The organism is Kluyvera genomosp. 2 (genome assembly GCF_036759865.1).
In the GTDB taxonomy this organism is placed as follows: Bacteria; Pseudomonadota; Gammaproteobacteria; order Enterobacterales; family Enterobacteriaceae; genus Kluyvera; species Kluyvera ascorbata_B.
In genome coordinates this window covers 1-26,197 of the sequence record NZ_JAPKIA010000007.1, presented here as the reverse complement: position 1 = coordinate 26,197, position 26,197 = coordinate 1, and the positions used below count along the sequence as shown (strand labels likewise).

Annotated in this window: 26 protein-coding genes and 5 pseudogenes; 16 read left to right on the top strand and 15 right to left on the bottom strand. The window is 49.3% G+C overall.

Translation table 11 applies throughout. The annotated features are described in order from the left end of the window. Nucleotides 1–2: 2 nt before the first annotated feature. The gene (locus V6942_RS08875; RefSeq protein WP_333501130.1) at nucleotides 3–587 is read right to left on the bottom strand and encodes an NAD(P)H-binding protein; all 585 of its coding nucleotides are present in this window, start codon (nucleotides 585–587) and stop codon (nucleotides 3–5) included. Between the two features lie 244 nt (nucleotides 588–831). Between V6942_RS08875 and V6942_RS08870 the strand changes: the two genes are divergently transcribed. The 7 genes from V6942_RS08870 (at nucleotide 832) to V6942_RS08840 (ending at nucleotide 9,426) form a co-directional block, all read left to right on the top strand. Further along, a complete protein-coding gene (locus tag V6942_RS08870; protein WP_106926639.1) occupies nucleotides 832–2,025 on the top strand; it encodes a multidrug effflux MFS transporter in 1,194 nt (397 codons plus the stop codon). 220 nt (nucleotides 2,026–2,245) lie between these two features. Beyond that, nucleotides 2,246–3,097, top strand: a complete 852-nt coding sequence (locus V6942_RS08865) for an aldo/keto reductase (RefSeq protein WP_182930466.1) — start codon at nucleotides 2,246–2,248, stop codon at nucleotides 3,095–3,097. 11 nt (nucleotides 3,098–3,108) lie between these two features. Then, nucleotides 3,109–4,155: an NAD(P)-dependent alcohol dehydrogenase gene (locus V6942_RS08860; RefSeq protein WP_420107846.1), complete on the top strand. Its 1,047-nt coding sequence runs from the start codon at nucleotides 3,109–3,111 to the stop codon at nucleotides 4,153–4,155. Between the two features lie 267 nt (nucleotides 4,156–4,422). After that, nucleotides 4,423–4,677, top strand: a complete 255-nt coding sequence (locus V6942_RS08855) for a DUF1471 domain-containing protein (protein ID WP_333501128.1) — start codon at nucleotides 4,423–4,425, stop codon at nucleotides 4,675–4,677. Nucleotides 4,678–4,745: 68 nt separating this feature from the next. Continuing rightward, nucleotides 4,746–5,087 carry a helix-turn-helix domain-containing protein gene (locus tag V6942_RS08850; RefSeq protein ID WP_333501127.1) on the top strand — a complete coding sequence of 114 codons (342 nt, stop codon included), beginning with the start codon at nucleotides 4,746–4,748 and terminating at the stop codon, nucleotides 5,085–5,087. Between the two features lie 28 nt (nucleotides 5,088–5,115). Continuing rightward, nucleotides 5,116–6,285: an efflux RND transporter periplasmic adaptor subunit gene (locus tag V6942_RS08845; RefSeq protein ID WP_420107845.1), complete on the top strand. Its 1,170-nt coding sequence runs from the start codon at nucleotides 5,116–5,118 to the stop codon at nucleotides 6,283–6,285. A gap of 6 nt (nucleotides 6,286–6,291) precedes the next feature. Further along, nucleotides 6,292–9,426 (top strand): efflux RND transporter permease subunit, encoded by a 3,135-nt coding sequence (locus tag V6942_RS08840; protein ID WP_333501125.1) that lies wholly within the window; start codon nucleotides 6,292–6,294, stop codon nucleotides 9,424–9,426. Between the two features lie 35 nt (nucleotides 9,427–9,461). Here V6942_RS08840 and V6942_RS08835 read toward each other — a convergent pair whose 3' ends face one another. After that, a complete protein-coding gene (locus V6942_RS08835) occupies nucleotides 9,462–10,343 on the bottom strand; it encodes a LysR family transcriptional regulator (protein ID WP_333501124.1) in 882 nt (293 codons plus the stop codon). Nucleotides 10,344–10,484: 141 nt separating this feature from the next. On the opposite strand from V6942_RS08835, the gene V6942_RS08830 reads away from it, so the two are divergent. Further along, nucleotides 10,485–11,255 carry an SDR family oxidoreductase gene (locus V6942_RS08830; RefSeq protein ID WP_333501123.1) on the top strand — a complete coding sequence of 257 codons (771 nt, stop codon included), beginning with the start codon at nucleotides 10,485–10,487 and terminating at the stop codon, nucleotides 11,253–11,255. 164 nt (nucleotides 11,256–11,419) lie between these two features. On the opposite strand, the gene V6942_RS08825 is transcribed toward V6942_RS08830, so the two are convergent. Both V6942_RS08825 and V6942_RS08820 read right to left on the bottom strand, forming a co-directional pair. Then, nucleotides 11,420–12,250, bottom strand: a complete 831-nt coding sequence (locus tag V6942_RS08825) for an SDR family oxidoreductase (protein WP_333501122.1) — start codon at nucleotides 12,248–12,250, stop codon at nucleotides 11,420–11,422. Nucleotides 12,251–12,407: 157 nt separating this feature from the next. Beyond that, entirely contained in the window at nucleotides 12,408–13,034 is a 627-nt protein-coding gene (locus V6942_RS08820; protein WP_333501121.1) for a DapH/DapD/GlmU-related protein, read from the bottom strand. Between the two features lie 90 nt (nucleotides 13,035–13,124). On the opposite strand from V6942_RS08820, the gene V6942_RS08815 reads away from it, so the two are divergent. The 7 genes and pseudogenes from V6942_RS08815 (at nucleotide 13,125) to V6942_RS08785 (ending at nucleotide 21,053) form a co-directional block, all read left to right on the top strand. Then, on the top strand, nucleotides 13,125–14,030 hold the full coding sequence (locus V6942_RS08815; RefSeq protein ID WP_106931125.1) for a LysR family transcriptional regulator: 906 nt from the start codon (nucleotides 13,125–13,127) through the stop codon (nucleotides 14,028–14,030). Between the two features lie 94 nt (nucleotides 14,031–14,124). After that, a pseudogene (locus tag V6942_RS08810) lies at nucleotides 14,125–14,337 on the top strand (transposase); the annotation flags it as partial. A 768-nt stretch (nucleotides 14,338–15,105) separates the two neighbouring features. Further along, nucleotides 15,106–15,642: a fimbrial protein gene (locus V6942_RS08805; protein ID WP_106930214.1), complete on the top strand. Its 537-nt coding sequence runs from the start codon at nucleotides 15,106–15,108 to the stop codon at nucleotides 15,640–15,642. 54 nt (nucleotides 15,643–15,696) lie between these two features. After that, nucleotides 15,697–16,452, top strand: a complete 756-nt coding sequence (locus V6942_RS08800) for a fimbria/pilus periplasmic chaperone (protein WP_333501120.1) — start codon at nucleotides 15,697–15,699, stop codon at nucleotides 16,450–16,452. Continuing rightward, entirely contained in the window at nucleotides 16,433–19,012 is a 2,580-nt protein-coding gene (locus tag V6942_RS08795) for a fimbrial outer membrane usher protein (RefSeq protein WP_333501119.1), read from the top strand. Before V6942_RS08800 ends, V6942_RS08795 begins: the two co-directional genes overlap by 20 nt. Nucleotides 19,013–19,063: 51 nt before the next feature. Next, the gene (gene stbD / locus V6942_RS08790; protein ID WP_333501118.1) at nucleotides 19,064–20,353 is read left to right on the top strand and encodes a fimbrial usher protein StbD; all 1,290 of its coding nucleotides are present in this window, start codon (nucleotides 19,064–19,066) and stop codon (nucleotides 20,351–20,353) included. A 61-nt stretch (nucleotides 20,354–20,414) separates the two neighbouring features. Further along, a complete protein-coding gene (locus V6942_RS08785; RefSeq protein WP_333501117.1) occupies nucleotides 20,415–21,053 on the top strand; it encodes a fimbria/pilus periplasmic chaperone in 639 nt (212 codons plus the stop codon). Nucleotides 21,054–21,112: 59 nt separating this feature from the next. Here V6942_RS08785 and V6942_RS08780 read toward each other — a convergent pair. Then, a pseudogene (locus tag V6942_RS08780) lies at nucleotides 21,113–21,211 on the bottom strand (transposase); the annotation flags it as partial. A 52-nt stretch (nucleotides 21,212–21,263) separates the two neighbouring features. Here V6942_RS08780 and V6942_RS23435 point away from each other — a divergent pair. Then, nucleotides 21,264–21,368, top strand: coding sequence for a SymE family type I addiction module toxin (locus tag V6942_RS23435; RefSeq protein WP_420107843.1), 105 nt, complete (start codon nucleotides 21,264–21,266; stop codon nucleotides 21,366–21,368). A gap of 43 nt (nucleotides 21,369–21,411) precedes the next feature. Here V6942_RS23435 and V6942_RS23430 read toward each other — a convergent pair whose 3' ends face one another. The 10 genes and pseudogenes from V6942_RS23430 to V6942_RS08745 form a co-directional block, all read right to left on the bottom strand. After that, complete coding sequence (locus tag V6942_RS23430) at nucleotides 21,412–21,639, bottom strand: DUF6572 domain-containing protein (protein ID WP_420107842.1); 228 nt, start codon at nucleotides 21,637–21,639, stop codon at nucleotides 21,412–21,414. Beyond that, entirely contained in the window at nucleotides 21,581–21,745 is a 165-nt protein-coding gene (locus tag V6942_RS23425; RefSeq protein ID WP_420107841.1) for a DUF6572 domain-containing protein, read from the bottom strand. Before V6942_RS23425 ends, V6942_RS23430 begins: the two co-directional genes overlap by 59 nt. A gap of 2 nt (nucleotides 21,746–21,747) precedes the next feature. Beyond that, complete coding sequence (locus V6942_RS08775) at nucleotides 21,748–22,245, bottom strand: contact-dependent growth inhibition system immunity protein (protein WP_333501116.1); 498 nt, start codon at nucleotides 22,243–22,245, stop codon at nucleotides 21,748–21,750. Further along, nucleotides 22,242–22,433 (bottom strand): annotated as a pseudogene (locus V6942_RS23420) (ShlA/HecA/FhaA protein); the annotation flags it as partial. The pseudogene V6942_RS23420 and the gene V6942_RS08775, both read right to left, overlap by 4 nt. Then, nucleotides 22,400–22,699: pseudogene (locus tag V6942_RS08770) on the bottom strand (transposase); the annotation flags it as partial. The pseudogenes V6942_RS23420 and V6942_RS08770, both read right to left, overlap by 34 nt. A gap of 65 nt (nucleotides 22,700–22,764) precedes the next feature. Continuing rightward, nucleotides 22,765–23,109: pseudogene (locus tag V6942_RS08765) on the bottom strand (hypothetical protein); the annotation flags it as partial. A 220-nt stretch (nucleotides 23,110–23,329) separates the two neighbouring features. Beyond that, nucleotides 23,330–24,190, bottom strand: coding sequence for a hypothetical protein (locus tag V6942_RS08760; protein ID WP_333501114.1), 861 nt, complete (start codon nucleotides 24,188–24,190; stop codon nucleotides 23,330–23,332). A gap of 272 nt (nucleotides 24,191–24,462) precedes the next feature. Continuing rightward, nucleotides 24,463–24,762 (bottom strand): hypothetical protein, encoded by a 300-nt coding sequence (locus V6942_RS08755; protein WP_333501113.1) that lies wholly within the window; start codon nucleotides 24,760–24,762, stop codon nucleotides 24,463–24,465. A 316-nt stretch (nucleotides 24,763–25,078) separates the two neighbouring features. Beyond that, nucleotides 25,079–25,549 (bottom strand): hypothetical protein, encoded by a 471-nt coding sequence (locus tag V6942_RS08750; protein ID WP_333501112.1) that lies wholly within the window; start codon nucleotides 25,547–25,549, stop codon nucleotides 25,079–25,081. After that, the coding region (locus tag V6942_RS08745) for a polymorphic toxin type 25 domain-containing protein (RefSeq protein ID WP_333501111.1) at nucleotides 25,536–26,197 on the bottom strand (662 nt) is incomplete at its 5' end. The genes V6942_RS08745 and V6942_RS08750, both read right to left, overlap by 14 nt.

The window sequence follows — 26,197 nt, the reverse complement described above, 5'->3', positions numbered from 1 at the left end:
CATTAAACGCGGGCGATGCCCAGGCTGTCATGTACATAAAGTGATGGTTCAATCACCATACGGTTAATTAGATCGGCAATACTTAGCCGGGAAACGCTGCTGCCCCGAAAGGGTTCATTTCTGTGCGTTAGTCCATATTCAACTTCATGCCCATTGGAAAACCACGCAGGCCGGATGATGGTATGATCGAGCCCTGCATTTTCTATAATTTTTGCTGATTCCCGATAAGGCGCCAAAATACTGCCGTATTTCTCTCCCGGCACTTCATCATATATTCCCATTGAGCTAATGAAGATCAAACGACGCACGCCCGTTGATTTCATTGCACGAATAATCGTCGCGGCCTGCTCCTTCATATTTCCGGATAAATTGGCGTACACAATATCTTTACCGCGCATGGCGAGCCTGAGTTGTTCATCATTGAGAACATCCCCTTCAATCAGGGTCACCCTGGTGGTATCCGGGTTTTGCAGGCGTGCGCTGTTACGTAAATACAGCGTTAACTGAGCCTGGCTGTTATCCAGTAAGTAGCGGGTAACCACTCGGGCAAGAGAGCCCGCAGCACCCAGAATCAATACGTTTGTCATTCTTCCCTTCCTCATTTCAAATCACTGAGGGCAATACTAGAGGGTGTGATTGTGTTTGTATGTGGATTTATACCGCATTCAGAATTCTCAATTATGGAATAATCAAAACCACTTTGATGAGCGACAGGTGATAAAAGGTTATATTCATGAGCGCGACTCATAACGCTTATCCAGCCTACGATGATTATTAATTGCCGCCGGGTCGCTATTATTGAACGCAGTATCCTTCCTTAAGCAGGCATGTATGAACCGTTCTCCCTCCGTTAAGACAACCGGACTACTTTTTATTATGATCCTCAGCGCCCTGATGGCGTTTACGTCCTTGTCTACCGATATTTATCTTCCCGCAATGCCCATTATGGCGAAGGAATTGCAGGGTGATGCAGAATTAACTATCACCGGCTTTTTGATTGGCTTTTGTCTGGCGCAGCTTATCTGGGGGCCGATCAGCGATCGCTTCGGTCGTCGCCCTCCCCTGATAATTGGCATGGTGTTATTTATTATCGGTTCAGCAGGATGCGCGCTTTCTACTGATATCACGCATATCGTTTTCTGGCGGGTATTTCAGGCGCTGGGGGCCTGCACCGGCCCGATGCTAGCGCGCGCGATGATTCGTGATCTGTTTAGCCGCACTCGCGCCGCCCAGATGCTTTCAACATTAACCATTGTCATGGCGATTGCCCCTATTGTTGGCCCACTGCTTGGTGGGCAGATGATTAAATTCACCTCATGGCATGCCATTTTCTGGTTGTTGACGGCCATTGGCGTATTCATGCTGCTGTCACTCTACTGGCTGCCTGAGACATTGCCGCTTGAACGTCGTATATCGTCCTCAATTGGTGGTGCGTTCCGGACATATTATCGGTTGATCCGTAACGTGAACTTTATGAAGTTCACCCTTTGTCTGACGTTTTATTATGTGGCCGTTTATGCATTTATTGCAGGCTCTCCTTTTGTCTATATCACGTATTTCCATGTAGATCCGCAGCATTACGGTTGGTTGTTTGCCGTCAACATTGTTGGCGTAATGGGGCTAAGTGCGGTTAACCGTCGCCTGGTACAACGTTACCCACTGGAAACGCTCTTAAAAAGCGCCGTGCTGATTGCCGCTACAGCGTCCCTGGTGCTGGCGGTTGCGACAAAACTGAATGTCGGTGGAATCGCCCTGATTGCTCTCGCAATTTTCATCCTGTTTTCAATGAATGGCATTATTGCCGCCACCGCAACGGCCGCCGCTCTGGATTCGGCACCGAATGCTGCAGGGTCGGCTTCAGCACTGATTGGTTCACTCCAGTACGGCAGTGGCATCGTTTCATCATTGCTGTTAGCGATGTTCAGCGATGGAACCCCCTGGACGATGGGCTGGATTATCACCCTTTTCACTTTGGCCAGCGCAGCTATGGCGCTGACCACCCGAATGAGTAAGGCCGGTCATTAACTATTTTTGCCAAAGAAGGCATCAAGCTGCCCCATCGCTGCATTGACATAGCGCGGTACCCGCAAGTTTCTTAAAGACAACAATCTCCAGTAGCCATGCAGAAGCAGTGTTCATCGCTCATTTATGAGTACTGCTAATTAACCTTAGAAAATTTTACCCTCTAATCAAATAAATAAGGCTGCGCTAAGCTCTTTTCACACCCAGGATTGAGGATATTCATGTGCAAACGGTAAAACTGAACAACGGCATTGAAATGCCCCTGGCAGGCTTCGGCGTTTTCCAGATGACGGACGCGGCTGAATGTGAGCGTGCGGTGATTGACGCCATAGAAACGGGTTATCGTCTGATTGATACTGCCGCCGCCTATCAGAACGAAACTCAGGTCGGAAATGCCATAAAGCGTAGCGGTGTTAATCGCGAAGAGCTGTTTATCACCACCAAACTATGGGTACAGGACGTGAATTATGAGGGCGCAAAGGCCCAGTTTGAGCGTTCAATTAACCGACTCCAGCTGGACTATATCGACCTGTATTTAATCCACCAACCCTACAATGATGTCCACGGTGCCTGGCGAGCAATGGAAGAATTGCTCGCTGCCGGGCGAATTCGCGCCATTGGCGTCAGTAATTTTCATCCGGACAGGCTTGCCGATCTCATCGCGTTCAATAACGTCGTACCGGCGGTCAATCAAATTGAAGTGAACCCTTTTAATCAGCAACTTCACGCTGCACCGTGGATGCTAAGCCGACAGGTCCAGCCTGAAGCCTGGGCGCCTTTCGCCGAAGGAAAGAATGGACTGTTTGACCATCCGGTTCTGGCGGCCATCGCTCAGAAATACGGCAAGAGCATTGGGCAAGTTATCCTGCGCTGGCTTTATCAGCGAGGCATTGTGTCGCTGGCCAAAACGGTCAAAAAAGCGCGCATGGCAGAAAATATCGCTATTTTTGATTTTGAGATAAGCGGTGACGATATGCAGAAAATAACCGCTATCGATACCGCGACAAGCGCATTTTTCTCCCACCGTGATCCGGCGCGAGTGGAATGGATTGCAGACTGGAAACTGGATATTTGAGGTAAATCATGATTAAAACCGTAAAAGCGTTGGGTACCGATGCCGCAAACAACCCCTTGCGGGAATTCAGCATCAAACGCCGTGGATTATTAAATGATGATGTGGAAATAGAAATTCTCTACTGCGGCATCTGCCACTCTGATTTACATCAAATCAAAAATGATTTTGGCGGCACTCATTATCCGGTTATTCCCGGGCATGAAATCGTTGGCCGGGTGATTGCTGTTGGTAATAATGTCACCCAATTTAAACCGGGTGATTTTGCCGCTGTCGGCTGCATTGTTGATTCCTGCGGCGAGTGCCCTGCCTGCCGCCACGATCTGGAGCAATTCTGCGAATCGGGTACGACATTGTCATTTAATACGCCAGATAAACATCTGGGCGGCATGACCTACGGTGGATTCTCACAAACCTATGTTTGCCGGGAAAGCTACACGTTGAAAATGCCTGATAACTTAGATCTTGCCGCCGCCGCACCATTACTTTGTGCCGGTATTACCGTCTATTCGCCACTCAAACACTGGCAAGCCGGTGCCGGTAAAGTAGTGGGGATCCTGGGCATTGGCGGGCTTGGGCATGTTGCGATAAAAATAGCAAAAGCCATGGGCGCACATGTTGTGGTCTTTACGACATCGCAGGCTAAAGTCGAGGATGCGCATCGCTTAGGCGCACACGAAGCGGTACTCTCTTCCGATGCAGAACAAATGGCAAAATTTGTCGGCAAACTGGATCTGATTTTAGATACCGTATCAGCAAAGCATGACATTAATGCGTATCTGAAATTATTAAAAATTGATGGTTCCGTGGTGCTTGTCGGGCTGCCCCCAGAACCTATTGAAATTTCCGCATTTAATGTCGTGAAAGGCCGTCGTAGCTTCTCAGGATCCAATATTGGCGGCATTGCTGAAACCCAGGAGATGCTTAATTTCTGTGCCGAGAACAATATTACCGCAGATATCGAACTGATTGATGCCAGCCAGATAAATGATGCATTCAGCAGGCTGGAAAAAGGTGATGTGAAATATCGCTTTGTGGTAGATATGAAAACATTGAAATAATTCGTGTCTTACTATGCAGCCTTCGGGCTGCATTTTTTTCGCTAAACCTATGAGCACCCCAGTACACCTTATGATCCCACATCAACAATAACAGTATTTTTTGTGATGGTAATTGCAAAATTCGGATGTAAAAATCCTGTAGCACAGTTAATTTATGTTTTTTATTCATAGGCGCTTGCGTTCTGGCTATCTTAATCAACCGCGCTCAACCCCTTATGATGTCCTCGTTCCGTCATATTGTTGAAAATATTACTTACGAGGTTTCTCATGAAAAGTACCGTATTGATTCTCTCCGCACTTTTATCTCTGTTTACCGTTAACAGTGCATTTTCTGCACAGGTAATCACCAGTGATGCCGGTAAAGTAAAAATGGGCGTGGTATCCGCCAGTGGTGCCAGCACGCTGGACGAGCTTGTGGCCCAACTCTCAACACAAGCGGATAAACAGGGCGCCTCTTCTTTTAAAGTGCTGTCGGCGACAGGCAATAATAAACTGCATGGCGTAGCAGAGATTTATCAATAATCCTGCCCGGTTCATGTTCGCGGGTCCATTTAATCCTCTTACCGGTTATAAACAGAGTGAAGCTGATAATGATTAAACTCGAGCAACTGATATCCGAAATAACCCAATGGATAGACGACAATATCCATCAACCACTCAGTATCGATGATGTTGCCGCGCGCGCGGGATACTCAAAATGGCATCTCCAGCGCGTTTTCTTTCAGATGAAGAGACAGAATATTGCGACATATATTCGGGATAAAAAACTGGCGTTAGCGGCAAACGATCTCATCGTCAGCCGTGACAAGGTGCTTGATATCGGCTTTCGCTATGGTTTTGAATCCCAGCAGTCCTTCACCCGTTCATTCTCTAAGAAATACAACGTTCCACCTCAAGCGTATCGCCGCTTATATACCGAAAAGCATTTTTAAACTGCACTGATAATAAGAGTCAAATATGATGAAAAGTTCGGTGGCTTATTCGCCTCTGGCTATGCTATGCATTTTTGCTATGACGACAGGGTTGGCTGGATGCGACAGTAAGGACGCATCTTCTGCCAGCAACGATATTCCCCCCGATGTTATTGTCGAGACAATAAAAGCAACGCCCCTGACCCTGACCCAAGATCTCCCGGCAAGAACGGTGGCATCCCGTATTGCGGAAATCCGCCCGCAGGTTTCAGGGATTGTGCTGTCCCGTGATTTTACCGAAGGCAGCGACGTTAAAGCCGGTCAGCCGCTCTACCATATCGACCCGGCAACCTTCCGCGCTTCCGTCGATAATGCCCGGGCCACAGTCAACCTGGCGAAGGCCCAGTCACAGCTCGCCCAGACGACGCTTTCCCGCTATCGCGCACTGAGCGGCAAGGATTATATCAGCCGTCAGGATCTCGATCAGGCTCAGGCCACTGCCCACCAGTCGCGTGCGGCTATCGATGCAGCCAGCGCCGCCCTTCGCTCTGCTGAAATCGATCTGGCTCACAGCACGGTGACATCACCACTGAATGGCCGCATCGGGTTATCGAGCGTAACGGAGGGGGCACTGGTTCAGAACGGTCAAAGTCGCGCGCTGGCTACCGTGCAGCAACTCGATCCGATGTACGTTGATATCACCCAGCCGGGCGAAGCATGGCTGCGATTACAGAGTGCGCTGGCGAACGGCCAGATTAAGCAGGAAAACGGCAAAGTACCTGTCCATGTGCTCATGCAGGACGGAAGCACGTATCCGCTGAACGGCACGCTGGCGTTCTCTGATGTCACGGTGGATCAGACCACGGGCGCAATTACCCTACGCGCCATTATTCCTAACCCGAATCATCAACTGCTACCCGGCATGTTTGTTCGCGCCCGTCTTGAAGAAGGTATCGCTCCAGACGCACTGCTGGTTGCCCAGCAGGCGGTCACCCGCACACCACGCGGTGACGCCACGACGCTCGTTGTCGATAAGCAAAATCGGGTACAGCCCCGCGCGATAACCGTGGCGGGAACATCTGGCGATCGCTGGCAGGTCACCGAAGGCTTTCAGGCGGGTGAACGGGTCATTGTTTCAGGCAGTCAACGCGCTAAACCCGGCGAGGTTGTGACTCCGCATGAACGCGTCACGCGATCCGGTTCGTCTTCACAGGAATAATCATCCATGTCTAAATTTTTTATTAACCGCCCTATTTTCGCCTGGGTGCTGGCTATTATCGTGATGATTGCCGGGGGGATTGCGATTATGGGATTACCCGTGGAGCAATACCCGGACGTCGCGCCAACGGCGGTACAGATCCGCGTGAGCTATCCTGGTGCCGATGCCACCACGCTGCAAAACAGCGTGACGCAGGTGATTGAGCAGAACATGACGGGTCTGGATGGCCTGATGTACATGTCCTCAACCAGTGACTCCTCCGGGACGCTGCAACTGACCCTCTCCTTTAAAAACGGCACCGACCCGGATATCGCACAGGTTCAGGTGCAGAATAAGCTTCAGGTCGCCACGCCCCTGTTGCCGCAGGAAGTGCAGCAACAGGGGATTACGGTGATGAAATCCTCCAGCACCTTCTTCCTGGTCCCCGGCTTTGTTGACGAAGCCGGGCGCATGAGCATGGAAGACATCGCCGACTTCGTGGCATCGACCATTAAAGATCCGATCAGCCGTATTGACGGCGTGGGCGACACGACGCTGTTTGGTTCACAGTACGCGATGCGCATCTGGCTGGATCCCAACAAGCTCAACAACTATCAGCTAACCCCTGTTGATGTCAGCAATGCCCTTAAGGTACAGAACGCGCAGATCGCAGCAGGCCAACTGGGCGGTGCGCCCGCAATGAAAGGCCAACAGTTAAATGCGTCCATCATTGCGCAAACCCGCCTCACCTCGCCGGAAGAGTTCGGGAACATTTTGCTGAAGGTCAACAGCGATGGCTCGCAGGCCACACTACATGATGTGGCGCGGATCGAACGCGGCGGCGAGAACTACCAGTTTGTGGTGAAAATAAACGGCAAACCGGCTTCCGCGTTGGGGATCCAGCTCGCCAGCGGGGCAAACGCCATGGATACCGCCAAAGCTATTCGCGCGAAACTGGCTGAACTGGAGCCATATTATCCGCAAGGGTTAAAGGTCGTTTACCCTTATGACACCACGCCGTTTATCAGCATCTCGATTCATGAGGTGGTGAAGACGCTGTTTGAGGCGATTATCCTCGTCTTCCTCGTGATGTATCTGTTCCTGCAAAGCTTCCGTGCGACGCTTATTCCCACTATCGCGGTGCCGGTCGTGCTGCTGGGGACGTTCGGCATCCTGAGCGCGCTGGGCTACTCGATCAATACCCTGACAATGTTCGGGATGGTGCTGGCCATCGGCCTGCTGGTTGATGACGCCATTGTGGTGGTAGAGAACGTTGAGCGCGTGATGGCCGAAGAAGGCCTCAAGCCCCGTGCGGCGACGCGAAAATCGATGGAGCAGATCCAGGGCGCACTGGTGGGGATTGCCCTGGTCCTGTCCGCGGTATTTATTCCGATGGCCTTTTTTGGCGGCAGCACGGGCGTCATTTATCGCCAGTTCTCCATCACTATCGTTTCGGCGATGGTGCTGTCAGTGCTGGTTGCACTCACGCTGACGCCCGCACTTTGCGCCACCATCCTGAAACCGGTCAAACCTGGTGAACATGCTAAAGATCGTGGGCTGTTTGGCTCGTTCAACCGCCGCTTCGATGCCAGCAGCTCACACTACTCGCGTGCCGTTGCCCGTATGCTGAACGGTACCGGGCGCTATTTGATCGTCTACGGCGTGATCGTGCTCGGTATGGCCTGGCTGTTTGCCCGTCTGCCGACCGCGTTTCTGCCGTCAGAAGATCAGGGCGTCCTGGCGACGCAGGCGGTTCTGCCTGCTGGCGCCACGCAGGAACGTTCGCAGCAGATTCTGGACAACATTAACGACTGGTATCTGAGTGATGAGAAACACAACGTTGCCAACGTGCTCACCGTCAACGGCTTTGGTTTTGCCGGGCGCGGGCAAAATATTGGTATCGCTTTTATCGGCCTGAAAGACTGGTCTGAGCGTGACGGTAGCGAAAACAGCGTTGATGCCATCGCCGCCCGGGCTAACCAGGCGTTTTCGAAGCTGATCGATGCACAGATTGCCGCATTCAACCTGCCGCCTATCATCGCGCTGGGCAACGCCACCGGCTTTGATTTTGAGTTGATCGATCAGGCGGGTCTGGGGCATGAAAAGCTGATGGAAGCGCGTAACACTCTGCTACAGATGGCGCAGCAGCACCCAGACGTGCTGATGGCCGTGCGGCCAAACGGCATGGAAGATACGCCGCAGTATCGGGTCAATATCGATCAACATAAGGCGTCCGCGCTGGGGGTTTCGCTGGATGATATCAACACCACGCTCAGCACCGCCTGGGCAGGCAGCTACGTCAATGACTTTATGGACAGAGGCAGGGTTAAAAAAGTCTATGTCATGAGCGATGCGGCATGGCGCATGATGCCTGACGATCTCAATAACTGGTACGTTCGCGCCGGTAACGGCAAGATGGTGCCCTTCGCAAGCTTTGCTGACGCACAGTGGATTTACGGTTCTCCGCGCCTTGAGCGGTATAACGGCCTTTCTTCGCTGGAAATTCTCGGGCAACCCGCGCCGGGTCGAAGTTCAGGCGAAGCGATGGCGTTGATGGAGCAACTGGCTTCGCAGTTACCAAAAGGGATTGGCCACGACTGGACCGGGATGTCGTATCAGGAACGCCTGAGCGGCCAGCAGGCTCCGGCGCTTTATGCCCTGTCGTTGATTATCGTTTTCCTGTGCCTGGCAGCACTGTATGAAAGCTGGTCCATTCCGTTCGCCGTGATGCTGGTAGTACCGCTTGGCGTCGTCGGTGCGCTGCTCGCGACAACCTTGCGTGGCCTCAATAACGACGTCTATTTCGTGGTCGGCCTGCTGACGACCATCGGTTTATCGGCGAAGAATGCGATTCTGATCGTTGAATTTGCCAACGACATGATGGTGAAGGAAGGCAAAGGTTTAATTGAAGCGACGCTTGAGGCGGCACATAGGCGTCTGCGCCCGATATTAATGACCTCGCTAGCCTTTATTCTCGGGGTTCTGCCGCTGGCATTAAGCCGTGGTGCGGGTTCTGGCGCCCAGAATGCCGTCGGCACTGGCGTAATTGGTGGGATGGTCGCGGCAACGCTGCTGGCTATCTACTTTGTGCCCGTGTTCTTTGTCGTGGTACGCCGACGCTTTACCGGCAAGCGTGTCACTGATGACGAGGATGATGAGTAATTAAACCCACCGGAGCGCCTGCTCCGGTGATTTTTTTACGCGCTATAACGTAAGGCATCAATCATCAACGCAAAGGCAGGTGGATGCTGCTTTCGGCTGGGATAGTAAAGGTAATAGCCGGGAAATACGGGACTCCACTCCTGCAATACCTCAATCAATGCCCCCGATTCAATCTGCGGCTGAATCACATCTTCAGGAACGAACGAAAGGCCGAAGCCGTCTTCGGCCGCATCGATTCTTTCCGAGAGATGATTAAAGGTAAGCTGGCCATCTACCTTCACCTGAAGCGGTTTTCCGTCCTTTTCAAACTCCCACTGATATAAACCACCCAGCGTCGGAAGACGCATATTAATACAACGATGACGCTGAAGATCGTGTGGGGTATCAGGAATGCCATAGCGGGTAAAATAGTCGGGCGAACCCACCACAACCAGCCGCAGGTCTGGCCCGATGCGCACCGCGACCATATCTTTATCAAGACTTTCGCCCAGACGAACGCCTGCATCAAATCGCCCTTCAACGATATTCACAAAGCCATTATCCACCACCAGTTCAACATTAATCTCGGGATACTCGCGCAGGAACGGTTTAAGTTTCGGCCACACCAGACTTTTCGCCGCATGCTCTCCGGCAGAGATACGGATATTCCCGGCGGCTATGCCATTAAGCTGCACCAGTTGCTCCAGCTCTGTCAGCCGAGGCTCCAGACAGGCGATGATCCTCTCCCCCGCGTCCGTGGGCGCCACGCTGCGCGTGGTGCGGGTCAGCAGACGGATATTAAGCCTGGCCTCCAGCGCCTTCATGGCATGGCTCAGGGCTGACTGGGAAACACCAAGTTTAGCCGCCGCTCGGGTAAAACTTCGCTCCCGCGCCACGGCCAGAAAGAGCTGAAGTTCATTAAAATTTTCTTTAAGCACGCGTAACCCCTGGGTGTTTTAGCTAAAAAATTAATCATGAGAAGGGTTCATAGACGCAATCATTTTAGCCCCGTTACTCTCAATAATCACAGTTGATACACTTATCATAGTGAAATTTTCCGATTAGAAAAAAGGTTCATAATGAAAGTCTTAATTGTCGGTGCGACCGGCAGCATTGGTCGTCATGTTGTAGAAATGTCGATAAAAATGGGTCATCAACCGAAAGCACTGGTCCGTTCCCCACAAAAAAGCAAATTGCTGCCACAGGGGGTCGAGATTGTTAATGGCGATGTCTCTGTCCCGGAAACATTGACCGGTATTGGTGATGATATTGATGCCGTTATTTTCACCCTCGGATCCGATGGATTAGGGCGCATTGGCGCGCGGGCCATTGACTACGGCGGCGTCAGAAATATTCTGCAACGCCTAAAACATCGGCCAGTCAAAGTCGTGCTGATGACCGCTATCGGCGTGACAGAAAGAGAAGGTTCCTATAACCGTCAGACACAAGCGCATGACTGGAAGCGACGCGCAGAACGCCTGGTTCGCGCCAGCGGGCATCCTTATACCATCGTCAGGCCCGGTTGGTTTGATTACAACAAACCGAATGAACAAAAAATCGTTATGCTACAGGGCGACAGACGTCACTCAGGCACCCCGGCTGATGGCGTAATTTCCCGTAAACACATTGCCCGGGTACTGGTTTGCGCATTAACGGACGACGACGCTAAGAATAAAACGCTGGAACTGATTACCGAAAACGGGAAAGAGCAGCAGAGCCTTACCCCACTTTTTTCAGCCCTGCAACAGGACAGCGCAGATAAAAATGATGGTATTCACGATATAAACAATATGCCCCTGGACTCAGAGCCTGAGTGCGTTATTCGCGATCTTAGTACGCTGGCGCAATAAGGAACAACATAAAAGAGGCGGCATATTCTACCGCCCCTTTTCATCACACCGTCAGTGACGCCATATCAATCACGAATCGATATTTAACATCCCTCTTCAGCATCAGATTCAAATCCCCCACAAGCCACGTAGCGGCCATCATGTCGCGGGAAGAGTAAGCGGGTTTATTGCGGGCGTAATTCGCCATATTTGTAAGACGCCGTAGCGCCACCATCAATCAGCAGATCGCTGCCGGTGACGTAGGTACCATTAGGCCCAAACAGAAACTCTGCCAGCGCACCAATTTCATCCGGTGTGCCGCCCCGGCCTGCCGGCGATTTATCCAGCATATTGCGATAAAACGCACCGCGTTCCGCACTATTAAGTTCGTCATAGGCCAGCGGCGTAAAGATAATCCCGGCGCTGATGCAGTTAATTCTCGCTCCACGCTTGCCCCACTTCACCGCTTCAGACATCACGCGCAGCGCATTACAACGCTTGGAAATCTGATAGGCGTATAAGCTGTCTTCAATGTCTTTCACCAGCGGCAGCTCAAGCAGCTTTTCCGGCGGTAACGTGGCTAAGGCATCCGCCTGGGCCTGAGTCAACGCATCAACGGCTAAGCGATGGCTGGACTGCGAGCCAATCACCACGCAGGAGCCGCCATGCGCAATCACCTTGCCAAACTCCTCAAAAAGTACGGCGGTACCGTACAAATCAACCCGAAGAAGATCCTGTGCTTTGGCCTGTGAAGGTGAAAGCCCGGCCGTATGAATAACGCCTTTAATCTCACCTAAGGCACAGGCTGACTTCACCAGTGCCTGAACCGACTGCCGAGAACTGACATCGACCGTCGTCGTGCTTACCTCAAACCCCGCACGAGAAAGCGTATTTTCAGCCTGCTGGGCGTTCTCTGTTTTAATATCAGCCAGAAGAATATGTTTGCCGACGCTGACGCGTCGCGCAATGGCCTGGGCAATAGAGCCACTACCAATAACAACCATGACATCTTTCATTTTTATCTCTCTTTCATGATGCTAACTGAAGAAGCATAGCGGCTGGACAAGCGTTGGTTAAGGCTGCCAAAGAACATGCCCTTATGAACCTTGTTCATGAATAAACATCTTGAGTACAGAGATTTCTTTTTGGTTACCCGCACGACATTCGGCACGATTAATCCAAACGCTTCAGGACTCGGGCTGGAGAACCACCGACAACAACATTCGGTTCCACATCTTTAGTGACCACCGCGCCACCAGCAATAACGGCATTCTCACCTACAGTTACGCCGGGCAGAATAAGCGCCCGGGCACCGATCCATACATTACGTTTGATATGAATCGGTTTGCACAGCAGGGTAAAACGATCGTCGAAATCATGATTGGTGGTTGTCAGCGTAACCTGGGGGCCTATCTGGACATCATCTTCAATGACAATCCCACCAGCAGACATCATGGTGCAATTATGGTTAATGAATACATTTTTCCCGACCTGAACCTGGCGACCAAAATCGATATAGACAGGCGGTAAAATCTGGCTGGTACTCTCCATTTCCCGGCCAAAAAGTGCGGTAAATAACGGGTGCAAAGAACCGTCCAAAAATGCATATTCTGCCCGATTAATTGACGCATTAAGTGCCCATGACTGGCTCATATCCTGAATAGCTTCACGGTATTCTGGAGACCGCATGTTGACCGGTTCGCCTGCGGATAACTTCTGGTATAGCGCTGTATCTGACATCTTTTTTCCTGTTGCAATGAAGGATGATCTCGTTTCGATAGAGATATTATCCGTTTGCATTAACCACAAAACCATGAATTGTTTTTGCTTTCAGTATTCCATTTTTTGATACAATTGTGATATTCAAGGTACAGCAAAGGACATCTACAGATGTTAGATAAACTCGATGCATTAAAGATTTTCTGTACAGCGGCAGAAACATTGAAATTTCGAGAAACCGCGAATCGACTTGGGCTTGCGCCTCAGATGGTGACAAGGGCTATTGCTGAGCTTGAACAACAGCTGGGGGAAGTTCTGTTCCTGCGCAACACCCGGCAAATGACGTTAACCCCTTTCGGACAGCAACTGTGGCCAAAGGCCGAATTACTTCTTTCCGAAAGTGAGTCTTTGTTCGCGGGTGGGAAAAAACAAAACAGCCAGGATATGACCGGCCGCGTGCGCGTTACATTGCCGCCGCTGTTCGAAAATCAGGATATTGTGCGTCACCTGCTCCGTTCGCTTGAACCTTACCCTGACCTAACGATTGAATGGCTCCCTGCTGATGCGCATCTCAATATTATTGATGAGCAAATCGACATTGGGATTCGAATAGGTGCAATTCCGGATAATCGATTTATCGTAAAAACGATTCGACCCGTTGGCATCAGTATCGTTGCTGCACCCGATTTAGTTAAGCGGCTAGGAATGCCTGATTCTTTGAAAACATTGCAGTATGAATACCCCCTTAGCGCTTTAAGTAACAGTAACTCCGGCCGTGTATGGCCCTGGCAGTTTGCTGATGGCAATTCATTTTTTCCTGCAAAGCCCAAATTTATCGCCAGTGATATCGGCAGCGAACTGGCTGCCGCACTTGCAGGAAGAACCTGTAGCCAATTGCCGGATATCACCGTTCGCCCATATTTACAGCGCGGGGAACTGGTTAATATTTTCCCTGAGCTGAATTATTCCCCCTGGCAGCTATACATATTCCGGCCGCACCAGCCCTTGATTCCTATGCGTATTCGGGTTGTCTTTGATCATTTGACAAAAATCCTTCATGAACTGTTCAGAGAATAGAGGGCTTACTGACATTGTAAGCATCCCGGTAAAACGGCCCATTCACTTTTAGAGAGCTTCCGACATACCGATCGTGTTCCCTGAGGCGATCGCCATACGTAAAGCCCGATTCACTGAACTCCAGATCATCGTTGTCCTGAAGTCTGTTGAAGCCGGACGTACAGTCAAGAGTGTCTGCCGCGAAGCAGGGATTTCTGAAGTCTCGTACTCCAGCTGGAAAGTAAAGCACGGTGGGATGGAAGCCACGGAGATCAAAAAGATGATACGTCTACCAGGACCGAAAACGGCTCTGCTGGCTCTGTTCAGCATGAGCATAATAACCAGCAATAAAAGGGGGTATGCCAGAAAAGCGCCGAAAGATAAACCTCCAGCCGGAAAAATCTTCACCTCGTGCGTTAACGAAATTATCTGCCCCCCTCATCCAAATAAAAAACCTCTCCTGCAAAATTATTGATTTATCTTACTTAATCAAATACCCACAAAAAAGTCATTGCGCCTTAATAAAAAAACCTGCGCTGACAATTGGAAACTGAGCCGACAGTTTTATTACATTAGTGCACTAATTCCTGTTCGGCAAAAATCATTACCCGGACAAATCATGATTTAAATCAACTTCTCCCCTAAAAGCAGGATGTTTCTCCTGTGGTAATATTCTTATAAAAGTGCGAATAACCCTAATTTTATAGATAAAAAGCCTTCTTCACGCAGTCAAAAACATTTCATATTCCCATATCACACACAAACAATAACCAATTGATTTAATTAGAATAAATCTATAAATTACAATAAAAATTTAAATATACCGCGACGAAAATAATAAATCCATCTTATATATCCCAACCTTTTTAACTTTTAAAACCGATAGTTTTTACCTATCACCTACAAACCACCCATTTACTCAAACGATTAGAACAAATGTTACTCCCGTGTGAATATCAGCCGCAATGAGAATTATTCCACAGGAAGGATTAACAAAAAACTTTTAGAAAACGCACTTCCATTATTCCGACGTCAACAAATCAGTCTCTTGTATAAACAAAGTTATTTTATCCACAACGAATGGAGTCTTCACATCATGAAATTAAACCGCGCAATTCTTTCTATCGTGGTTTTCTCTGCTATCTCCTCAATGAATGCTTTTGCGTCCGACAATACCATTACATTTTTGGGTGAAGTTGCTGATGAAACCTGTTCCGTCACCGTTAACGGTGTTGCGGCATCGCCAACGGTATTATTACCGACAGTTTCAGCGTCATCCTTAACCAATGCTGCTGATACCGCCGGACAAACGACTTTTGACATTGGTGTTTCCGAATGTACCGGTTCATCTTCGGGTGTCACTATTTCTACCGTATTTGTGGGGAACAACGTGAGCAGCGGCACCGGCAACTTAATCAATACCGGTACAGCGGGCAACGTGGAAATTCAGGTACTGGATACCAGCGATGCAGCAATTGATTTCAGAAATAACTTTAACGGTGCCGGCGACTTAAGCCTGGCTGCTGATGAAACATCGGCCAGCGCGACCTATACCGCGCAGTACTACTCGACGGGTGGTGCGACAACCGGGACCGTGGAATCCTCAATGCAATATTCCGTTTCATATCAGTAATAAATATATGGTGAGAGTGTCTCTCACCATATTTATTATTCATCAGGAGTCATTATGAATTATTTCAGTCGTTCATTACGGACTGTTAGTGTAGCGGCCTTTCTGATGATGTCTGGTTATATATCCCAGGCAGCTGCCAGCGTCACCATGGTCGGTACACGCATTATTTACCACGCTGAGGAAAAATCTGTTGATGTGACGTTAAAAAATAAAGACCAATTTCCCTATGTTATCTCTACCTGGTTTGACGAGGGCGTTATGACGGATGGCCCAAGTAAATCAGTGCGCGTGCCATTTATTGTCACGCCACCCGCGTTCCGCATTCAGCCCAATAATGGCCAGGTTATTCGCATCGTATTTACCGGCAATAAAAAATTACCTCAGGATCGCGAGTCATTATTCTATTTTAATTTTTTACAGGTTCCACCCTCGAATAATCAAGGGGGAACCGCGACAACCAAACAGAACAGCCTGTTAGTGATGTTACGTAACCGGGTTAAGCTTTTTTACCGCCCCGCCGGGCTGGCTACCGACGCGAAAGACATGCTGGATAACCTTAAAGTCGCGGCCGCGCATCATAATAATAAAGCGGGCGTGGTCATCCGCAATGAACAACCCTACTACGTGACGATTACCGGGTTAAAGATTGCCGGAACGTCGAAAATCTATGCGCCTAAGAACGATATGATTGCCCCGTTCTCCAGTGAAATCTACGTCTTCCCTGGCGCTCGTCCTTCCGCAGTGAACAGCGTAGAAGTGACGCTGATTAACGATCAGGGAGCACGGATCAGTGAAAACTATCCGCTATAGCTTTCGGTGGCTGGTAAAACCACAGGGGCTTTCCCTTGTGGTGACCATGCTGTTACCGGCATCTGCGTGGGCGGAATATTACTTTGACCCCTCGCTATTACAGGGTTCTAGCGTTGGGCAGGACGTGGATATCAGCCGTTTTAACCAGGCGAGCGACGCTCTGGCGCCCGGGGATTATTTACTGGATATCTATGTCAACCAGCAGCTGATTCGCAACAAGGTGAAAATCAGCCTTAGCGCGCTACCGGCGCAGCCTGATACCATCGAACCTTGCCTGCCCGCAGAAATCGTCGATGCCAGCGCCATTCGGGTCAAGAAAACATCCGCAGAGCCATCAACCGGCTGTCTTTTCATTAGCCAGCTGGGGCCAAAAATAAACTGGAACATCGATACCAGCAAATTAAGACTGGATATGACGATCCCCCAGGCCGGGCTGTACCATAACCCCCGCGGCTATATTCCCGTATCGGAATGGGATGCGGGTGCCAGCGCGCTGTATTTACGTCATAACACCAACTTCTATCATACCGAAAATACCGCCAGCCATTTTCGGTATGATTATCTGTGGAGCAATATTAACGGCGGTATTAACGCCGGATTATGGCAACTCAACCACCAGGGGAATTTGCGCTACTCGGACAACTCGCTTGCCGGTGCGAGCTATAAATACAATAGCGTCAGAACCTGGGTACAACGCCCGCTGCCTATTATTGATAGCGTCGTCTCGTTTGGCGATAACTACACCAACAGTAGCCTCTTCGGTAGCCTGTCATTCAACGGTATTAAATTAAGCACCGACCAGCGGATGTGGCCGCAGGGGAAACGCGGCTATGCGCCTGAAGTCCGCGGTATTGCCGCCACTACCGCGCGAGTCCGGGTCAGCCAGCAGGATAAAGTGATTTATGAAACCACGGTGCCACCTGGAGCCTTCGTCATTAATGACCTGTATAACACCAAAAGTCAGGGCGATCTTAAGGTTGATGTCATTGAGGCCAATGGTCAGGTGTCGACCTTTACCGTGCCTTATTCAGCCGTTCCTGACTCTGTTCGTCCTGGTAGCTGGAACTATGAACTGGCGATGGGCCATGTCCGCAGCTATTACAGCGTGGAAAATAAATTCTTAGAAGGCGTCCTTCAGCGCGGGGTCAATAACTACCTGACTGCCAACATCGGTATGCGCGTCGCTGAAAACTACACCGCCGGACTGCTGGGCGGCGTTATTGCCACCCCCGTCGGCGCGTTTGGCTTGAACAGCGTGTATTCCCAGGCCAAAGCGGAAAACAATAAAGATGAACACGGTTGGCGCATTGAAGCCAGCTACAGTAAAACCTTTACCACCGGAACCAATCTGGTATTGGCGGCATATCGTTATTCAACCAGTGGATACCGCGATTTACAGGATGTGCTTGGCGTTCGGCGTCAGGAAAAAAGCGGCGTCAGCTATTATTCAGACACCCTCCAGCAGCGTAATAATCTGTCGGCGACCATTGGTCAGCCGTTGGGAGATTGGGGAATGCTGAATCTGACCGGGAGTACTGCCGATTATTATAATAACAACTCACGCATCACCCAATTGCAGATGGGTTACAGCACCAGCTGGCGCAATATCAACATTAACCTGAACGTCGCCCGCCAGCGGAACGTCTACTCCAGCAGCTATTACACCAGCGTCAACGACCGCGACTTCAATACCGACAACAAACGCAAATATACCGAAAATACCCTCTCGCTTGGCTTCTCAATTCCGCTGGATTTCGGCAACAGCCGCTCGCAGCTGACGTTTGATATGAACAAAAGCAATAATAACCGCTCAGCAACAACCGGCCTGAGCGGGACCTTCGGCGAAAACAACAGCACCAGCTATTCCATGTATGCCGGGATGAGTGATGAGGATCAGGGCGGAAACACGACTATCCTCGGCGGTAATATTGAACGACGCACGTCACTCGGTTCATTACGCGGCTCGGTTTCCAAAGGCCAGGACTACCGCCAGTTTGGACTTGGCTCCTCCGGCACGCTGGTTTTCCACAGCGGAGGCGTCACCGCAGGGCCGTACACCAGCGATACCTTTGCGCTTATAGAAGCACCAGGGGCGCAGGGCGCAACGATCAGAAATGGTCAGGGGGCGGTGGTGGATCGCTTTGGCTATGCGCTATTACCGTCACTCACCCCCTATCGTTACAACAATGTCAGTCTTGATGTACAGAATATGAATGACGATGTCGAGCTACAGGGAGGCAGCATGCGCGTTGTGCCTTACGCAGGGGCTATCTCGCGGGTGAAATTTGACACCATTAGCGGCAAAGCAGTGCTTATCAATACCTTGCTCCCCGGCGGCGGCCAGCCGCCAATGGGAGCAGAGGTCACTAACAACAGTGGATCTTCGGTGGGGATTGTGGGCCAGGGTGGGCAGATATACGCCCGCCTGGCCGCTGAGTCTGGTTCGCTGTACGTGATGTGGGGGAAAAAGAACAGCCAGCGCTGTAGGGTTGATTACCGCTTACCGTCCCGGAGCGGAGAAAGCCTTTACCAATTAGACCTGCCCTGTCATCAGGAGTAAACGATAATGAAGCTCAAATTTTATCTATGCGGTTTACTGCTGGCGGGCGTATTGCCGACTATTGGACACGCAACCTGTATAAGCGTCACCGCAACCTCCAGCTTATCGGCCACGGCCATTCAGGCGGGCTATACGGCGGCGTCATGGATAGGCACAACGGACGACCAGGTTCAGGGCAGCCTCGGATTGCCCGGCGTCATTACCCTAAGCAGCGGCTCCGGTTTTCAGACCGAAGGGACATTATTAGCCAGCTCTTCTGCAACCTTTGTCCCCAGCGGGCGTACCGGCGGTTATTCAGCATCGCAGGTCTTGTTCCGCTGCGACGTCGCCGATCTCGGTTCGCTTTACGAATATTATGCGACCAACGGTGATGATGCCTACGGCGGAATGTACGCGGTCAGCAGCATAGACGGCGCCTATTACACCTACGTGCGCAACGTCGCAGTCAGGCTGACGAATCTGAAAACTGGCGAGTACTATACCCGTTTATGGAAACGCCGGGAAATTACCGCCAGCGACGTATTCAATGACGGAACCTACATCTATGTTCCCGCCAGCGCCTTCAGCGATGTGTATGTCGAGCTATTCAAGGTGGATAGCACCACCTATGGTCTGAATACCAGCGCATCTTATTCTTATGACTATGCAGGCCCGGCCGGTTACATCGCTTTTCAGGGAGGAGGCTTCAGCCCTGCCCTGGTCGTAGGTGCAGATAGCATGTACAACTATAGCGGCTGGTATGCCCAGTGGGCCGGCGGATGGAGCCTGACCCGACAATCAAGATTCGTCCGGGGTGCGGCATGCCGTATTAGCGACTATCCCGCACAGGTTTATCTGCCGACCATCACGGTTGCCGAACTGAATTCCGGCAGCACCAGTCAGTCGCCCTTCACTATCAATGTGGAGTGTGAGTCGGGCGCCAAATCGGGTACTGCGCAATCCACCGCCTCCTCTGCCAATGTGGCTATGGGTTTTTTGGTGAACAACGCCACGGCGGCCAGCGCGGCGACCAAACTGGGTCTGACGACCAGTTCCGGGGCTTATACCTGGCTACTGGATAATAACTATGGCCAGAGCGGCGTCGCCTCCGGAGTGGGCATTCGTATTTACAGCGATAACCTGGGTAGTGCCCCCTTAAATCTGCTACCCAATAAAGTCTCAACGGCAACCGGGAACAGCGGAGGATGGTATGCCTATCAGGACCTGACGACGCTGACTTCGAGCGGTTCAGTAGATACCTATACCGGTAATTTTACCGCCTCCCTGGAGGCCATTACCGGGCAAACTGTGACATCAGGAACCGTGTATGCGCAATTGCAGGTTTTGGTCAGTTTTCAGTGATTTTGTTCGCTTTTTCGCACCCGCAGCGCTATTTTTCGTCTCACTGTCATCTCTGGCGGTAGTGAATTTAGAAGTCACGCGGGTGGTGTTTAATGGCGACGATCGTACGCTGTCTTTAACGCTGGCGAATTCCGACCTGCAGCCCACGCTGGTACAGGTCTGGACGGATAACGGCGACCCGCTGCTTGCGCCAGATAAAGTCATTACCCCAATGGTGGCGATTCCGCCGGTGTTCAGCATGGCCCCCGGCGAGATGCGCTCTATCAAACTGCTGCTGACATCCCGACAGGCGTTGTCGAGCAATAAGGAATCCCTGCTGTGGCTGAATATTTTTCAAATTCCGCCGCAAACCCAGCAGGATCGGCAGGCACCGCAAAAAGTGCTGCTGCCCATGAGGATCAGGTTGAAGGTCTTTATTCGCCCTCAGGGCATCAATGCTCCGATAGAAAGCGATGGCCACAAACTCAGCTTCACGCTACAACAGGATGAGCCGCCAAAACTCATCGTCCATAATCCAACGCCATGGCATATGACACTGTCGGATATTACCTGCGGCCATTATACGGCTGAAACCAGCATGGTGCCCCCGCAGTCCAGCCAGCCAATTATGCTAAACGGCAGCAAAGGCACATGTAAAACATTGCAATATAACTTGATTAACGACTCAGGAAATCGCTGGCAATATTCGATTAATCTGTAGTGATTAGCTCAAAGTTGTAATATTTCAACTATGAGGTCGATAGTTTAAACATCCCCATAAATCCCTGCTTCGCGGCAGACATTCTTAACGCTGCGTGCGGCTTCAACAGACTTCAGGACAGCGATGATCTGGTGCCCAGTGAATCGGGCTTTATGCATGGCGATCGCCTCAGGGGGCACAATCAGTATGTCGGAAGATCTCTAAGAGTGAATGGGGCGTTTTAGCGGGATGCTTACAGCGGGATTCAGCACCGACACACCGGTCACGGTCAGCGTGGAGCCGGGAAGACTGGTGATCGAGCCGGTTAAGGGCTGATGGCTAAAAAGACGATCCCGGCGCTGAGGCCGGGATCATATTGCTATTTCAATATGTTATACCTTAACTCTATATTGATTGATTGCAAAACATCCGATACTTTCTCCAGGAAAGACATGGCTTGCTCTGGAAGACTATATTTGAAGTAAATTTCTATAATCTTTAGTGTTGTACTACATGATTCCGGGAAGGCCTCGTATATTTCTCCACTTTCAATAAAACTGATATAAGTATTTATTTTTTTCTTGGAGTTTATACAAATGGTCTTCAATGGGAAGATCCCAAGTTAAATGATCCGAGATAGCCAGACTAACTGTGTTAGGGCTGCCGTTCGGTATACCAATAGAGTCAATTTTGTTCGCGTCTTCTACTGACATATTTACCCCTTCGTACTCTTATCTGGTCTGATAATGTCAATTTTTGTCGGTGGTATCAAAGTCCCTCCTTCAAATCCGGCTTTTCCAGCACCTGTTATAATTGCTCCACTTTTTTCTACTTCAGGAAAACCAATTTTCAATATATCTTTTCTTAATTCATTATCAATATCTGAAGTGTTTATTTTATTTATAATCATCTTAGCCTGTTCAAAACAATCCATATGACCTTTTAGATCCTCTACTTTTACTGTTGCCAGAGCTGCAATGAGTTCACCATCGTAATATTCTCCTCCCAATGGTTCTTCCTCCAATACTTGTAATACTCTTGGCATTAGCTGGTCGATAAAGAGACCTTGACGAATAGCACGACAAAGATCTTCTACGGACAGCTCTTCTATTGGTATATCAATGACACGTTCAAACCATTGTTCAAGCGATGACTTCTGAACAGAATCAGGTTTTAAATTTATTATTCCTATCAACTTACGGAAAGTAATCATATCCTATGTCCTTTCAAGGCTGATTCAATTTTATTGATAGCATCTGTTGCACGACCATATGCCACTTGAGCTTCAGGATTATTAACATTTTTCAATGTGTCTGCATGATTCCTTAAGCCCCTGAGGGTATTTTGCATTTCCTGCATGTGATCCCAATATCCACCGCTTTCCTTAGGTAACAACAGGCCCTTTGGAGAATGGCCAGCTTCTCGTCCCGTTCGGCCAACTGACGTTTGAGGCGTGCGATTTCGGCAGCCTGTTCACTTTCGCGCTCAGAGGACGTTGCCTGGTGTTGTTGTTTGCTGCGCCAGGTATAGAGCTGAGATTCATACAGACTGAGTTCACGGGCAGCAGCTACTACGCCAATGCGTTCAGCCAGTTTAAGGGCTTCCTGGCGGAACTCGGGAGTGCGCTGCTTACGCGGTTTTTTACTGACGGTTACTGATTTTGTCATGTGAGCTACCTCTGGTTAAGAGTTTACTCACTTAGTCCCGTGTCCACTATTGGCGGGTAGGATCACTTCGTCCAGGCCGGGCTGTTTATATCAATGTTCGCAAGATCCTGACTATTCCACTGTCGGACATAAGCTTTGGCTTCATCACTGGTCATCACGTCCGCGCCAATGCCACCAAGCCTGTTTGGACGATCTGCCATATCAGAACCACCCTGAGCAACTTCTTTATCCCAGACCAGAGCTCCAACCGGCTCGTCTTTCAGCTTCTTATCGCTTTTCGCACTTTGCTTATCGCTAACCTGTTTCCATTTATCGATCACCGCTTGGCAGTCACCGTCAGATTTCCGGCGAGCCGACAGTTCTTTATCAAAGGTCAGTGCTTGAGTACTGCTCAGATAGTTATTCTCAACAACAGTTACTTACGAAAATGTCTTCGTATTTGCATATAGAATAACAACCAAATTCCAGCACCAATCCAAATTCCGACGATAGCACCTATGCATCCATATTTTATATATATTACTAAAGCAACAGGGTTTCGCGTGATAAGCCAGATAGTTACGACCATTCCAACTGAGCAAATAACAGCAAAAATGAGCATCAGCTTAATAAGCTCTAATAGAGGATGTTTCACTTATCACCTCCATTAAATTCTTGCTGCACTACACTACTCGCACCTTCTGACATGAACGAACCAACGGCCCCGCCAGCAATTCCTGGAACAGAGCTCATTTCACTACCTTTTAGTAAATATCCGGAATCAAAAGACGATTCAGAGTATTTTAAGGCATTTTTGCTGACATCCATTCCCAGCTGATTTTTGATGTACTGAGATTCAAATTTATTGGTGACGGCTGTACCTGTGCTATAACCCATCCCGGTACCAGCCATGCTCCCCACTACAGATGCGGTACTGTCCTGGCCCTCAATCTGACTGCTCATGTAAGCACTACCGGCTCCCAACAACTGGTTAGCGTAATATCCTTTCCCGGCAGTACCTATTCCGGTTAAGCCTGACATCATAAAGTTGAGATAATCAAACTTGTCCCCTGTATTACCAGTTGCAACCTGGACTGCCCCATTAGCGCTATAGCTCAATCCGGCGCTGACAAACTTTTCCGTCAACGTGGCTGATGACGTTAACAACGAACCTGCTCCGGCAACCGTACCCCAGTAATTTTCTGGTTCTCCGAAGAAGGCCAGAGCTCTGTCACCCTGTGACGTATTGCTGTTCAAATAATCCATGTCGTAACTGTTACCTTCAATGACGTAGTCCTTCACATCCTGGTTTTCCAGCGAACCGTAGAGCCAGCCGGGTCGACCAGCTGCGCTGAGCCCGCCCTCTATGTTCCATTTATCTTCCCCGGACAGAGCAGTGAGAGGATCTGCCGCTACATCAATATGCAATTTCAGCCGATTATCAGCGCTAATTACAGCATATTTATTCTGGATGCTGCCACAATCATTCCCTGATTTACGATAGACTGTCATTTCTTTATCGAAGGCCTGGGCTTCATCCCAACTAAGGAAGTTATTCTCAACAACAACTCGATCCGACGCACATAGCTATGATGATAATATTTTTTACTTTATTTTAAGTTAGTTAACTATCATTCACACCAATTATACTTTCTCTCAGGGATTTTTTTCGCTGTTAAGCGTTTTGGGGGCCACAGATGCTACCGCCCGGTTAATCCTAGGATCCTCTGCAGGAGTATTACAATACGATAAAAGATTTCCACATTCGCTTCTGACTCATCTAATTACTCTTTTCTTAGGTATACCAGTAAACCATTTATATTATTTATCGGCTGTGGATAGTCAAGACGCTGAATCGTTGTATCAACAATAAAATTTTCATCAAAATCAGCAATAACTTCAGTTTCTATCACTGACACAAGCTCTTCATCATCATCACCAACTTGCCCCTCAAAATAAAAAAGCAAGCCGATGTTTTTACCAGATATTTTAGCCACAACTGCCCTGATATTAGGAGCCAAATTTCCCAGCAAAGTTCTTTGCACTGAAAGCCTCAAATACGAATTTAAATCAGCTAAACCCATTACATCCCCCTCAATTACTCTGACGGTCTTGCTGTAACAATGAATTAGACGATACAGTAAGAATACTTTTATTTAAGTTTGCTTCTGATGCGACTTTATACTCATTAGTACCCACTATGTGTTTGTTTTGCTGTCCTTTATTAATCGATAACTTAGCAATCCCACCACTACCTTTCTGTGGTTCGCCATTCTCATCAAGAACTTTGGCAGTTCTATTAAATAAAGGATTAATGCCAATAATGTTGGCAGGTCGCAGGCCCAGTCGCTTTTCATTTTCCTTAATCAGCGTATTATTCTCAACTACTGCACTATATTTTTAATATCCATTTGTATAAAAATGCAAAACAAAAAATGCAACGTATGATAGTCGTGACAGCCATAAAACCACAAAGCGAGGTTTCAAGCCTCCTCCCCAGAGAAGCTCTCTAAAAAAAATTATCTTTTTCCCATTACCATAACTAACTTCAGAAAAAAAACGTCCATGAACAAACAAAAGAATAGCAGCAAAAATCCCCAGGAAATTTATATAGAGACTTTCAATGCTATGGTTCTTAACATAGTCTTGTGCAAGACCCGTAAGTAAAACAAGAAGTAATGATACGCTGGGAACATCAGCTTTCCACCCTGAGCCAAATAGCATGTAATCGAAGAATAAAAACGAATCACGACCAACTTTAGCCCCTCCTAATTCGTTATATATAAAAAACACAAAAAAAATAATAAACACAAGCATGAAGAATATAGAAGAAAATAAAAACACATAAAAATAAAAATCATTTGAAGTCATGATGGTATAGCTCCTCCGTTGTATTCCCATTGACATCAACGCCACCAATTTTAGTCGCACTTATCCCCCAAGACGGCCCAACCCCAAATGAAAATCCTATCCCATCTTTGCTACCTGATAAACCCCATGATGTTGCGCCCGCCCCAGCGTTAATAGAGAAATCATTCTTCGGTGTGCCTATTATTCCGGGGAAATATGGCCCAAAAGATAGTCCTATGGTAGCTCCGGCATGAGCACCAACCCCATACACATCACCACCATTAACAGATACATGATTATCATCTGCACTGACGGAGTAAGTACGCCCATATGGCCCTATAGAAACATCACCACCAGCTTGTGCTGTGGGATGAACCTTGTATGTTGTACCCCATGACGGCCCCATATGCGAAGCCTCTATTGCATCAATGACCTCTTCTGCACTCTTTCCTTGCTGACTCGGATCAAATGCCAGAGAAGCATCCTGCTGTACGCGAGGCGGCACAAGCCCAGACATTGAGTTATTCTCAACCGCATTCTTCCCGGCGCTCGCCCCCGTTGCCGCCGCCGATGCGCTATCTCCCGCCAGCCCGCCGGCAATGCCCGCTGATACGCTCGCCAGTGAGCTGATGGTCTGCTTTTGCGACTCCGTCAGGTCTGACATCTTCA